Here is an 11,733-nt window from a genome sequence, read left to right on the forward strand (position 1 = left end):
CGGGATCGCCCCGGCGATGATCAGCGCGGACACGATGATCACGGCGTACAACACCCAGGAGGTGCTGTGCGCGCCGCCGCCCACAACCGAACCACCGCCCCCGCCACCGACGGAGACACAGACCGTGACGGTCACGCCTGCACCGCCGCCGCCACCGCCGGCGCCCGCTCCGGCGCCGCCGCCGGCCGCCTCGGCGGCCGCGGCGCCACCCCCGCCACCGACGACACCGACCGGGCCGCGACAGGTGACCTATTCGGTGACCGGCACCAAGGCGCCCGGCGACATCATCTCGGTGACCTACGTCGATGCGTCCGGCCGGCGGCGCACCCAGCACAACGTGTACATCCCATGGTCGATGACCGTCACGCCCATCTCGCAGTCCGACGTCGGCTCCGTCGAGGCGTCCAGCCTCTTCCGCGTGAGCCGGCTGAACTGCTCGATCACGACAAGCGACGGGACGGTGGTGGTGTTGGGGTTGGCCAGCTTGGTGGTGTCGGTGCGCGCGAACAGCAGCGACACCGACACCACGAGCGCGATGGCGGCCACGATGGCGGCGACCCCGACCACCCATGGCCAGCGCGGAGCGCCGTGTTCTTCCTCGTCGTCGGCGGACTCGTCGAAGGTGTCGTAGTCGTAGAGCCTGAGGTCGGCAGGCAGGTACGGGCCGCTCATGAAATGCTCGGACTCCGGGGCCGAATAGGCCCGCGAATAGGCGTCGGTCTGGCCGGTCTGGTCGGCCGCCGGCTCGGCGCCGTCGTCGAAGGGTTCGATCTCTTCGACGCCACCGGGTTCGCCCCCGTGTTCGAGAACGTCCGCGGCCTCGATATCGGAATCCGGTTGGTGGGGAGCCTCGTTCACGGAATCGGGATCCTCGGGATCCCATTCCGGTGGTTTCGGCCCGCTCATCTTTGCCTGCCCTGTCCGACTGCCTCACCAGCGCGCGGGGCCCCGGGGCCATGTCGTTGCGCGCGCGCTTGAGAAATTGTCATTTGCCTGGGCAAAACACTACCGAACCGAGAGGGGCAAAGAAGTCTTGGCGAACCGGGCACAGATCACGTGATCGGATTGTGACCTTAACGGCTGCGGATCAGTGCTTCTCGGGCCCCACGTAGTACTCGAACACCAATCCCGCCACCGACGCGAGGACGAACATGACCCCCGCGGCAATCAGCCACGGCAGCCACAGCGCGATACCCACCGCGCTCACCGAGGCAGACAGCGCGATCAGGATCGGCCACCAGCTGTGCGGGCTGAAAAAGCCCAATTCACCTGCTCCGTCGCTGATCTCGGCGCCCTCGTAGTCCTCGGGCCGGGTATCGATGCGGCGCGCCACGAACCGGAAGAAGGTGGCCACGATCAACGCCAGCCCGCCCGTCAGCGCCAGCGCGGTCGTCCCGGCCCACTCCTCACCGCCGGTGGCGAAAAGCGCCGTCAGCACGCCATAAAGCACCGCAACCAAAATGAAAAACCCGGCGATGAATTCGAAAAGCCTGGCTTCGATATGCATTTGGTGTCCTAACCTACTGGCTTCCGGCCAACTGACCGCGCTTGGTGTCGAACGGGTGAGTGGTCACCGCGAGCGGCGCCTGACCGATCGCCTGCAACGCCTGGGCGTTGCTCTTGCCGTCGATCCGCTGCTGCAGGTAAGCCTTGAAGTCGTTGGGCGGCACCACCCGAACCTCGAAGTTCATCATCGAGTGATACGTGCCACAGAATTCGGCGCAGTGGCCCACGAACGCCCCGGGCTTGCTGATGTCGTCGACCTGGAAGACGTTCACCGAGTTGTTCGCCTCGGCGTTGGGGATCACGTCGCGCTTGAACAGGAACTCGGGCACCCAGAACGTGTGGATGACGTCCGCGGACGCCAACCGGAACTGGATGCGCTTGCCGGTGGGCAGCACCAGCACCGGGATTTCGTCGCTGGTGCCCAGAACTTCCACCTTGTCGAAGTTCAGGTAGGTGCGGTCGGAGGTGTTGAGCCCGCGGACCGGCCCGACGCGCTCCTCGCCGTGGGCGTCCTTGCCCTCGGGCTTGGAGACCATGGCGTTTTTGCGCGCCTGGTCGGCACCGTCGTAGGTCAGCGTGCCGTCCTTGAAGTCAACGCGCTGGTAGCCGAACTTCCAGTTCCACTGGAAGGCGGTGACGTCGACCACCACCTCGGGGTCCTTGTCGACGTGCAGCATCTTCTCCTGCACCACCACGGTGAAGTAGAACAACACCGAGATGATCAGGAACGGCGTCACGGTGAGCACCAGCTCCAGCGGCATGTTGTAGCCGAACTGGCGCGGCAGATCGGTGTCGGTGGCCTTCTTCCGGTGGAAGGCCGACGCCCAGAAGATCAAACCCCACACGATGACGCCGACGACCAGCGAGGCGATCGTCGCTCCGATCCACAGCTCGCGGTTCAGCTGGGCCTGCGGGGTGATGCCCTTTGGCCAGCCCAGACCCAGCACGTCCGACCAGCTGCATCCGCTCAGGGTGAGCGCCAACACGCCGAGCGTCGCGGCCAGCGCCAGCGGCCGCAGACGACGGGACAGACCCTGCCGAAACCTGCCCTGCGACATACGTTGCGAACGGACCTGCTCGCGAGGTGTCACGTTGGCGCCTCCTGCTCGGATATCGAATACTACGCAGCGTAGACCACGCCGCCGACCCGAGCGACGAAACCCCGGCCCGCTGGGCCGATCGGCCGATCGCGACGTGCCGGGTGCGGCGGCCACGGCCGCGGCCGAAGTGCGGCATACTGGGGCGCCGTGTGTGGTCTGCTGGCGTTCGTCGCTGCCCCGGACAGTGCCAGTGACGACGCTGCCGCCCGGGCCGACGCGGCCATCGCGCGCGCGTCGCATCTGATGCGCCACCGCGGCCCCGACGAGCCCGGCACGTGGACCGACCCGGGTGCCGACGGATCGGTGGTGTTCGGCTTCAACCGGCTGTCGATCATCGACATCGCGCATTCGCACCAGCCGCTGCGGTGGGGACCGCCCGAGGCGCCCGACCGCTACGTGCTGGTGTTCAACGGCGAGATCTACAACTACCTCGAGCTGCGCGACGAGCTGGCCACCGCACACGGCGCGGTGTTCGCCACCGACGGCGACGGCGCGGCCATCGTCGCCGGCTACCACTATTGGGGCGCCGACGTGCTCACCCGGCTGCGCGGCATGTTCGCCTTCGCCCTGTGGGACACCGCCACCGGTGAATTGTTTTGCGCCCGAGACCCTTTCGGCATCAAACCGCTCTTCATGGCGACCGGGGCCGGGGGCACGGCGGTGGCCAGCGAGAAGAAATGCCTGCTAGACCTAGCGGAGCTGGGCGGATACGACACCGGGATCGATGACCGTGCCGTGCAGCACTACACCGTGCTGCAGTACGTGCCCGAGCCCGAGACGCTGCATCGCGGGGTGCGCCGGCTCGAATCGGGCTGCTACGCGCGGATCCGCCCCGGGCGGCGGCCGGAGGTCACCCGCTATTTCGTGCCCCGATTCGCGGCCACACCCATCACCCGCGACACCGAGCAGGCCCGCTACGACGAGATCACCGCGGTGCTCGAGGACTCGGTGGCCAAGCACATGCGCGCCGACGTCACCGTCGGGGCGTTTCTGTCCGGGGGCATCGACTCCACCGCCATCGCGGCGCTGGCCATCCGGCACAACCCCAACCTGATCACCTTCACCACCGGTTTCGAGCGGGAGGGGTTCTCCGAGATCGACGTCGCGGTCGCCTCGGCTGAGGCGATCGGCGCCCGCCACATCGCCAAGGTGGTCCACCCGGACGAGTTCGTCGCCGCCCTGCCCGAAATCGTGTGGTACCTGGATGAGCCGGTGGCCGACCCCGCGCTGGTGCCGCTGTTCTTCGTCGCGCGGGAAGCCCGCAAGCACGTCAAGGTGGTGCTGTCCGGGGAGGGCGCCGACGAGCTGTTCGGCGGCTACACGATCTACCGGGAGCCGTTGTCGCTCAAGCCCTTCGACTACCTGCCGCGACCGCTGCGGCGGTCGATGGGCAAGGTGTCCAAGCCCCTGCCGGAGGGCATGCGGGGCAAGAGCCTGCTGCACCGCGGCTCGCTGACGCTCGAGGAGCGTTATTACGGCAACGCCCGCAGCTTCTCCGACGCGCAGCTGCGCGAAGTGCTGCCGGGTTTCCGGGAGGAATGGACCCACACCGACGTCACCGCCTCGGTGTACGCCCAGTCGGCGGGTTGGGACCCGGTGGCCCGCATGCAGCACGTCGACCTGTTCACCTGGCTGCGCGGCGACATCCTGGTCAAGGCGGACAAGATGACGATGGCCAACTCGCTCGAGCTGCGGGTGCCGTTCCTGGATCCCGAGGTGTTCGCCGTCGCCTCGCGACTGCCCGTCGAGGCGAAGATCACCCGCACCACCACCAAGTACGCGCTGCGGCGGGCGCTGGAGCCGATCGTGCCCGCGCACGTGCTGCACCGGCCCAAGCTCGGGTTCCCGGTGCCGATCCGGCATTGGTTGCGCGCAGGCGACTTGCTGGACTGGGCCTACGGGTTGGTGGCGTCCTCGCAAGCCGATCGCTTCGTCGACCTGGCCGCCGTACGGCGGATGCTCGACGAGCACCGCAACGGCGCGGGCGATCACAGCCGCCGGCTGTGGACGCTGCTGATCTTCATGCTCTGGCACGCGATCTTCGTCGAGCACAGCGTGGTGCCGCAGATCAGCGAACCGCACTACCCCGTGCAGCTGTAACGGTGCCGCCGTCGGCTCACTCTCGACGCGGTTACGCGAGCACCGCGGCGATCTCGTTGGCCGCGTCGTCGCCGTAAGCGCCGGCCAACCGGCTCACCGCGGTCTCGCGGTTCCAGTCCCAGTTCTGGGTTCCGGTCGATTCCAGCACCAGCACGGCTACCAGCGAGCCCAGCTGCGCGGAGCGCTCGAGGTTCAGGCCGGCGCTGCGCCCGGTGAGGAAACCGGCCCGGAACGCGTCGCCGACGCCGGTGGGGTCAGTCTGGCTGGTCTCGGGCACCACCCCTACGTGGGTCGTCGTGCCGTCGGACTCGACGATGTCCACGCCCTTGGGGCCCAGGGTGGTCACCCGCAGGCCGACCTTGCCCTGCACCTCGGACTCCGACCAGCCGGTCTTGTTGAGCAGCAGCTCCCACTCGTAGTCGTTGGTGAACAAGTAGGCGGCGCCGTCGACGAGCTTGTCGATCTCCTCGCCGGACAGGCGGGGCAGCTGCTGGGACGGGTCGGCGGCGAAGGGCAGGCCCAGCTTGCGGCACTCCTCGGTGTGCACCACCATCGCGTCGGGGTCGTTGGCCCCGATGATCACCAGGTCCGGCTCGCCGATGGACGACACCACGTCGGCGAGCTTGATGTTGCGGGCCTCCGACATGGCGCCGGGGTAGAACGACGCGATCTGGGCCATGTCGTCATCGGTGGTGCAGGTGAATCGCGCGGTGTGCGCCGTCTTCGAGATCAACACGTTGTCGCAGTTGACACCGTGCGACTGCAGCCATTGCCGGTAGTCGTCGAAGTCGTCGCCGGCCGCGCCCACCAGCGCGACGTCGCCGCCGAGCACGCCGATCGCGAAGGCGATGTTGCCCGCGACGCCGCCGCGGTGGATCACCAGGTCGTCGACCAGAAAGCTGAGCGATACCTTCTGCAGGTGCTCAGCCAGCAGGTGCTCGGAAAACTTGCCGGGGAACCGCATCAAATTGTCGGTCGCAATCGAACCTGTCACCGCGATCGTCACGAATGTCTCCGCCCTTCGTTAGCAAGGTTATCTAGCTTACGCACGCCACCGGACCGTCGCTGTGTCCACGGTCGGCATGAAGCGGTGCGCTAGCCTCCCTAGGGAACTCGCTCAAGTCACCGGGTCACGATGCTCGGTCGGGGTATCCCGCACGTACTCCCGTCTACCACCGTAGGAGAACCAGGATGGCAGGTCCGCACTCGCCGAACCACACCGTCGGCGGCAGCGGACCCAGCGGACCTGAGCCCCGGGCCGAATCTCAGCCGCTCGAATTTCCCGACCACCCGGGAGCCGGCGACCCGACTCCGGCCAATTATGCCGGGCAGCCGCGCCCGCCGATGCCCTACCCGCCGCAGCCACGATCCAAGCGGCGGCTGGTCGTCGGAGTGCTGTTGGCCGTCGCGCTGGCGGCCGCCCTGACGGTGGCGATCGTCTACGGCGTGCGCACCAACGGGGCCAACACCGGGGCCACGTTCTCGGAGGGCGCCGCGAAGACGGCCATCCAGGGGTACCTGGACGCGCTCGACCACCGCGACCTTGCGGAGATCGAACGCAACGCGCTGTGTGGCATGTACGACGGCGTCCGCGACAAACGGTCCGACCAGGCGCTGGCCAAGTTGAGCAGCGACGCGTTCCGCAAGCAATTCTCCGAGGTCGAGGTCACCTCGATCGACAAGATCGTCTACCTGTCGCAGTACCAGGCCCAGGCGCTGTTCACCATGAAGGCGTCTCCCGCGGGCGGGGGCCCGTTGCGCGGTGACTTACAGGGCATCGCCCAGCTGCTGTTCCAGCGGGGCCAGATCATGGTCTGCTCGTACGTGCTCCGCACCGGTGGCTCGTACTGAGCCCGCGGCTACCCGGTCAGTTGAACGAGTCGCCGCAGGCGCACGAGCCGGTGGCGTTGGGGTTGTCGATCGTGAAGCCCTGCTTCTCGATGGTGTCGACGAAATCGATGGACGCGCCTTCGACGTAGGGCGCGCTCATCCGGTCCACCGTCAACGTCACCCCGCCGAAGTCGGCGGTCAGGTCGCCGTCCAGCGTCCGGTCGTCAAAGAAAAGGTTGTAGCGCAGGCCGGCGCACCCACCCGGCTGGACCGCGATCCGCAGCGCCAGGTCGTCCCGGCCCTCCTGGTCGAGCAGGGACTTTGCCTTGGTGGCGGCGGCCTCGGTCAGGATCACGCCGTGCGTCTTGGCGGTCGACTCGTTTTGCACCGTCATTGCTTCTCCTACATGCCTCATCGTTGGGTGGGTCCGTTCAGGTTCGAGCCCGCTGGTCTCGCTTTACGCGGCCAGATCCGCCCGGAAAAAGCCCACAGGATCAACGGTACCTTGCAGGACCGCTATTCCCGAGTCGCGCCGCCACCACGGAAGCCAAACCCATCAGCTGGTTGGCCGCGTCGGCCTGCGCCAGCCGCGCCGATCCGGCGTGCTCGGCGATGGACAGGGCGGACATGATGCCCGCCGAGCGGACCGTGGCGTTGTCCAGGTCGACCTGGCCGGCCAGCACGATCACCGGCACTCCCCGCGGCCGGGCGGCGTCCGCCAGGTAGCCCACCACCTTGCCGTGCAGCGATTGCTCGTCGAAACGGCCTTCACCGGTGACGATGAGCTCCGCCATGTCCAGATCGTCGGCCAGGCGGGTGTGATGGGCGATGATCGCCGCGCCCGACTCGCACCGGCCGCCGAGCGCCAGCAGCCCGGCACCAATACCGCCGGCCGCGGCCGCACCCGGTTCCGCGCTGACGTCGCGCCCGGCGACGGCTTCCAGGATCAGCGCCCACGCCTGGAGGCGGACTTCGAGGGCCGCGACGGTGACCGTGTCCGCGCCCTTCTGCGGTCCGAACACCCTGGCCGCTCCCCACGGCCCGAGCAGCGGGTATTCGGTGTCGGAGGCGGCGATGAGCTCCACGTTGCCCAGCTGGCGGCGCGCGGAGTCCAGGCCGCCGAGCTCGGCGATCATCCCCTGCCCGCCGTCGGTGCACGCGCTGCCGCCGAGGCCGACCACTATCCGCGTCGCCCCGGCCCGCATCGCCTCAGCGATCAGCTGCCCCACTCCCCTGCTGTGGGCCGCCATCGCCGTCTCCGGGGTGGGCGGACCGCCCAGCAGAGCCAGGCCGCACGCCTGCGCGCATTCCAGGTAGGCGGTGGTCGTGGTGGGGTCGAACACCCATTTGGCCTCGACCATGGTGGACAGCGGCCCGGATACCCGCAGCCGCCGCGCCTTCCCCAGCCGGCTGGCGAGCACCTCGACGAAGCCGGGGCCGCCGTCGGACTGCGGCGCGACCACAAACCGGTCGCCCGGACGGCTTCGGGTCCACCCGGTCGCGATCGCCGCGGCCGCCTCCACGGCCGTCATGCTGTCGCCATAGCAATCCGGAGCCACCAGGACGAGCATGGCGGGCAGCTGCAGCCGGCCCGGAGCGAGGCCGGAGGCAGCATCGTCCGAGGCCATGGACCCGTCGTCCATCACAGGCAGCCGTTCATCACTGGTAAGAGTAGGGCCAAGTGAGGGGCTGACGCAGGTCTAATAGCAAGGCATTCCAAGCCAATTCCGGGACGGGCCGTTCGCGAAGTAACCTGGCCTCTGTGAAGTTGATGGGCCGTAAGAAGGGCCAGGACGAGGACCTCGACGAGGGCGCGGGCACAGTGGATGCCGACGCCCCCGAGACAACCGCGCGCGGGTCGCGTGGGACGAGCCCCAAGGGCCGGCCCACGCCCAAGCGCAGTCAAGCGCGGCGCAAGGGGCCGGTGGCGCCCGCGCCGATGACCGCGTCGGAGGCGCGGGCCCGGCGCAAGACGCTGGCCGGCCCCAAGCTCAGCCGCGAGGAGCGCAAGGCCGACCGGGTCGCCAGCCGCGCCCGGATGACGGATCGCCGGCAACGCATGATGGCCGGCGACGAGGCATACCTGTTGCCGCGTGACCAGGGCCCGATCCGGCGCTACGCACGCGACGTGGTGGATGCCCGGCGCAACCTGCTCGGCCTGTTCATGCCGGCGACGCTGTTTCTGATGTTCGCCATGTTCACCACGCCGCAGCTGCAGCTCTGGGTCTCCCCGGCGATGCTGGTGCTGATGGCGGTGATGGGCATCGACGGGGTCCTGTTGGGCCGCAAGGTGAGCAGGCTGGTGGACGCCAAGTTCCCCAACAACACCGAGAGCCGTTGGAAGCTGGGCCTGTACGCCGCCGGCCGGGCCTCGCAGATGCGACGGATGCGCACACCGCGGCCCCAGGTCGAGCGCGGCAGCGATGTCGGTTAGACGCGGGAAAGCCGCCTGAGCACGGTGCGCACTCTGGTGCTCGGCGGGATCCGGTCGGGCAAATCCCGGTGGGCGGAGGGCGCCATCGCCGAGGCGCTGCCGGCCGGCCAGCCGGTCTGTTACCTGGCCACCGGCCCCGCCGGTGCGGGCGACGCGGCCTGGGCGCACCGGGTCGCCGAGCACCGCAGCCGCCGGCCGGCGCATTGGTCGACGGTCGAATCCGGCGACGTCGCAACGCATTTGCGGAGCTCGCCGGACACCCCGACGCTGGTCGACGATCTGGGCGGCTGGCTGACCGGCACGCTGGATCGCCACGACGGATGGGACGGCGGATCGGTGGCGGCCCCGGTTGATGAGATGCTCGCCGCGGTCAGCGGATTCGGCTCCACGCTGGTGCTGGTCAGCCCGGAGGTGGGGCTGGCCGTCGTCCCGGCCACCGCGTCCGGGCGCCGATTCGCCGACGAGCTGGGCAGCCTCAACCAGCGCGTCGCGCAGCTGTGCGACCGGGTGGTGCTGGTAGTGGCCGGGCAAGCGGTACCGATCAAGCCGCCGGGGACCTGATGGAATTCGCCCCGGTATCGCCGCCCGATGCGGGCGTCGCCGCGGCCGCCCGCGCCCGCCAGGACACGCTCACCAAGCCGAGGGGCGCGCTTGGCCGCCTGGAGGACCTTTCAGTGTGGGTCGCGTCATGCCAAGGACATTGCCCGCCAAAGCAATTCGAGCGTGCCCGGGTGGTGGTGTTCGCCGGTGACCACGGCGTCGCCCGCTCGGGAGTCTCGGCCTACCCGCCGGAGGTGACCGCTCAGATGGTCGCCAACTTCGATGCCGGCGGGGCGGCGATCAATGTGCTCGCCGACATCGCCGGCGCGACGGTGCGGGTCGCCGACCTGGCGGTGGCGGGCGACGCGCTGACCGAGCGGATCGGCGCCCACAAGGTGCGGCGCGGCAGCGGCGACATCGCCGTCGAGGACGCGCTGACCGACGACGAGACCGCCGCCGCGATCGCCGCGGGCCGGGCCATCGCCGACGAGGAGGTCGACGCCGGCGCCGACCTGCTCATCGCCGGGGACATGGGGATCGGAAACACCACCCCGGCCGCGGTGTTGGTGGCGGCGCTGACGAACGCCGAACCGGTTGCGGTGGTGGGCTTCGGCACCGGGATCGACGACGCCGGCTGGGCTCGCAAGACGGCCGCGGTGCGCGATGCCCTGTTCCGGGCGCGGGGGGTGCTGCCCGATCCGGTGGCGCTGCTGCGCTGCGGCGGTGGCGCGGACTTGGCCGCGCTGGCGGGCTTCTGCGCGCAGGCCGCGGTGCGACGCACTCCGCTGCTGCTGGACGGGATGGCGGTGACCGCCGCCGCGTTGGTCGCCGAGCGGCTGGCTCCGGGCGCCCGGCTCTGGTGGCAGGCCGGTCATCGGTCCACCGAACCCGGTCATGCCCTGGCGCTCACCGAGCTGGGCTTCGAGCCGATTCTGGATCTGCGGATGCGGCTGGGCGAAGGAAGCGGCGCCGCGTTGGCGCTGCCGCTGCTGCGCGCCGCGGTGGCCACCCTGTCGTCGATGGCCACGTTCACGCAGGCCGGTGTGTCCGACCAAGCGTGTCCCCCGCTGTGATGCGTTCGCTGGCAACGGCTTTCGCTTTCGGCACGGTGCTTCCCGTCCCGGGTTCACGGCACGCGCCGCTGGGCCGCGGCGCCATGACGGCGCTGCCGGTGGTCGGGGCCGTCCTCGGTGCGCTGGCCGCGGCGGTGACCTGGGCCGGGGGATGGGCCTTCGGTGCGTCCAGCGCGCTGTCCGGCCTGCTCGCGGTGGCGGTGCTGCTGTTGGCCACCCGCGGCCTGCACCTCGACGGGGTCGCCGACACGGCCGACGGGCTGGGCTGTTACGGGCCGCCGGAGCGCGCGCTGGCGGTGATGCGCGACGGGTCGACCGGACCGTTCGGCGCGGCGGCCGTCGTCTTGGTGATCGCGCTGCAGGGGCTGGCCTTCGCGGCGCTGGGAGCGGCGGGCAGCCCGGGGCTCATCGGCATCGGCGTGTCGGCCTTGGCGGGCCGGGTCGCCGCGGTGCTGGCGAGTCGGCGGTCGGTGCCGGCCGCCGCGGGCAGCGCGCTGGGCGGGCGGGTCGCCGGTAGCCAGCCGGTGGTCGTGGCGGCGGCCTGGGTCGCGGCGCTGCTCGTCGTTGCGCTGGCGGCGGGACCCCGGCCCTGGCAGGGGCCGGCCGCGGTGCTGGCGGCGTTGGGCTGCGGCGCGGTGCTGGTGCGGCACTGCGTGCGGCGATTCGGCGGCATCACCGGTGACGTGCTGGGTGCGGCGATCGAGCTGACCACGACGGTGAGCGCCGTCGTGCTCGCCGCGCTGGTGCGGTTCTAGCCGCGAGCGCCCGGCGCGGTTAGCCCGGCGCGCGAGCGTGAAACCAGCTTCACGTTCGACGGGCGGGTCTCACCAAGGCCGCGCCACCGCGAGCGCCCGGGCCGCCGGGCGCTCGACGGCCAGGTCTAGCCCAGCCGCGCCATCCAGCCGTGGGTGTCGGCGAAGGTGCCGCGCTGGATTCCAGTCAGCGTGTCGCGCAGCGCCATCGTCACTTCGCCTGGCCGGCCGTCGGCGACGGTGAAGTCGGTGTCGCCGTACTTGACGTGCGAGACCGGGGTGATGACGGCGGCGGTGCCGCAGGCGAACACCTCGGTGATCTCGCCGGCGGCGGCCTTCTTCTGCCATTCGTCGATGTCGATCTTGCGTTCCTCGACGGAGAACCCGGCGTCAATCGC

The 11,733-nt window shown here is 70.0% G+C and carries 12 protein-coding genes and 2 pseudogenes; 7 read left to right on the top strand and 7 right to left on the bottom strand.

What is annotated here, in order from left to right:
- On the bottom strand, nucleotides 1-135 hold a 135-nt coding region (locus A5711_RS28005), incomplete at its 3' end, for a DUF2561 family protein (RefSeq protein WP_156744700.1).
- On the opposite strand from A5711_RS28005, the pseudogene A5711_RS26190 reads away from it, so the two are divergent.
- Nucleotides 71-466 (top strand): annotated as a pseudogene (locus A5711_RS26190) (MmpS family transport accessory protein); the annotation flags it as partial. The gene A5711_RS28005 and the pseudogene A5711_RS26190 overlap by 65 nt on opposite strands.
- Nucleotides 467-1,087: 621 nt before the next feature.
- On the opposite strand, the gene A5711_RS08700 reads toward A5711_RS26190, so the two are convergent.
- Nucleotides 1,088-1,507, bottom strand: coding sequence for a cytochrome c oxidase subunit 4 (locus A5711_RS08700; RefSeq protein ID WP_067281379.1), 420 nt, complete (start codon nucleotides 1,505-1,507; stop codon nucleotides 1,088-1,090).
- Between the two features lie 13 nt (nucleotides 1,508-1,520).
- The gene (locus A5711_RS08705) at nucleotides 1,521-2,597 is read right to left on the bottom strand and encodes a cytochrome c oxidase subunit II (protein WP_067945498.1); all 1,077 of its coding nucleotides are present in this window, start codon (nucleotides 2,595-2,597) and stop codon (nucleotides 1,521-1,523) included.
- Between the two features lie 156 nt (nucleotides 2,598-2,753).
- Here A5711_RS08705 and asnB point away from each other — a divergent pair, with 156 nt between their 5' ends.
- Complete coding sequence (gene asnB, locus A5711_RS08710) at nucleotides 2,754-4,706, top strand: asparagine synthase (glutamine-hydrolyzing) (protein ID WP_067945500.1); 1,953 nt, start codon at nucleotides 2,754-2,756, stop codon at nucleotides 4,704-4,706.
- 31 nt (nucleotides 4,707-4,737) lie between these two features.
- Here the strand turns inward: asnB and A5711_RS08715 are convergent, their stop codons facing one another.
- Nucleotides 4,738-5,712 carry a carbohydrate kinase family protein gene (locus tag A5711_RS08715; protein WP_067945502.1) on the bottom strand — a complete coding sequence of 325 codons (975 nt, stop codon included), beginning with the start codon at nucleotides 5,710-5,712 and terminating at the stop codon, nucleotides 4,738-4,740.
- 185 nt (nucleotides 5,713-5,897) lie between these two features.
- Between A5711_RS08715 and A5711_RS08720 the strand changes: the two genes are divergently transcribed.
- Entirely contained in the window at nucleotides 5,898-6,557 is a 660-nt protein-coding gene (locus A5711_RS08720) for a hypothetical protein (protein WP_067945504.1), read from the top strand.
- A 16-nt stretch (nucleotides 6,558-6,573) separates the two neighbouring features.
- Here the strand turns inward: A5711_RS08720 and A5711_RS08725 are convergent, their stop codons facing one another.
- Complete coding sequence (locus A5711_RS08725; RefSeq protein ID WP_066951784.1) at nucleotides 6,574-6,930, bottom strand: iron-sulfur cluster assembly accessory protein; 357 nt, start codon at nucleotides 6,928-6,930, stop codon at nucleotides 6,574-6,576.
- Between the two features lie 100 nt (nucleotides 6,931-7,030).
- Nucleotides 7,031-8,107 (bottom strand): glycerate kinase, encoded by a 1,077-nt coding sequence (locus A5711_RS08730; RefSeq protein ID WP_067945514.1) that lies wholly within the window; start codon nucleotides 8,105-8,107, stop codon nucleotides 7,031-7,033.
- A 191-nt stretch (nucleotides 8,108-8,298) separates the two neighbouring features.
- Here A5711_RS08730 and A5711_RS08735 point away from each other — a divergent pair, with 191 nt between their 5' ends.
- Genes A5711_RS08735 through A5711_RS08750 form a run of 4 tightly spaced genes read left to right on the top strand, consistent with a single transcriptional unit; the run spans nucleotide 8,299 to nucleotide 11,338 of the window.
- Complete coding sequence (locus A5711_RS08735) at nucleotides 8,299-8,970, top strand: DUF3043 domain-containing protein (RefSeq protein WP_067945506.1); 672 nt, start codon at nucleotides 8,299-8,301, stop codon at nucleotides 8,968-8,970.
- A gap of 24 nt (nucleotides 8,971-8,994) precedes the next feature.
- The gene (locus A5711_RS08740; protein WP_067945508.1) at nucleotides 8,995-9,531 is read left to right on the top strand and encodes a bifunctional adenosylcobinamide kinase/adenosylcobinamide-phosphate guanylyltransferase; all 537 of its coding nucleotides are present in this window, start codon (nucleotides 8,995-8,997) and stop codon (nucleotides 9,529-9,531) included.
- Nucleotides 9,528-10,583, top strand: coding sequence for a nicotinate-nucleotide--dimethylbenzimidazole phosphoribosyltransferase (gene cobT, locus A5711_RS08745; RefSeq protein ID WP_156744839.1), 1,056 nt, complete (start codon nucleotides 9,528-9,530; stop codon nucleotides 10,581-10,583). The genes A5711_RS08740 and cobT overlap by 4 nt, the downstream gene beginning before the upstream one ends.
- The gene (locus tag A5711_RS08750) at nucleotides 10,580-11,338 is read left to right on the top strand and encodes an adenosylcobinamide-GDP ribazoletransferase (protein ID WP_067945512.1); all 759 of its coding nucleotides are present in this window, start codon (nucleotides 10,580-10,582) and stop codon (nucleotides 11,336-11,338) included. The genes cobT and A5711_RS08750 overlap by 4 nt, the downstream gene beginning before the upstream one ends.
- 125 nt (nucleotides 11,339-11,463) lie before the next feature.
- Here the strand turns inward: A5711_RS08750 and A5711_RS08755 are convergent.
- Nucleotides 11,464-11,733: pseudogene (locus A5711_RS08755) on the bottom strand (branched chain amino acid aminotransferase); the annotation flags it as partial.

The organism is Mycobacterium sp. E2238, assembly GCF_001672665.1.
Taxonomy (GTDB): Bacteria; Actinomycetota; Actinomycetes; order Mycobacteriales; family Mycobacteriaceae; genus Mycobacterium.

Coding starts and splice junctions, on each gene's coding strand:
- A5711_RS08730 (WP_067945514.1), bottom strand. CDS start 8,107: ATGCTCGTCCTGGTGGCTCCGGATTGCTATGGCGACAGCATGACGGCC.
- A5711_RS08700 (WP_067281379.1), bottom strand. CDS start 1,507: ATGCATATCGAAGCCAGGCTTTTCGAATTCATCGCCGGGTTTTTCATT.
- A5711_RS08720 (WP_067945504.1), top strand. CDS start 5,898: ATGGCAGGTCCGCACTCGCCGAACCACACCGTCGGCGGCAGCGGACCC.
- A5711_RS08725 (WP_066951784.1), bottom strand. CDS start 6,930: ATGACGGTGCAAAACGAGTCGACCGCCAAGACGCACGGCGTGATCCTG.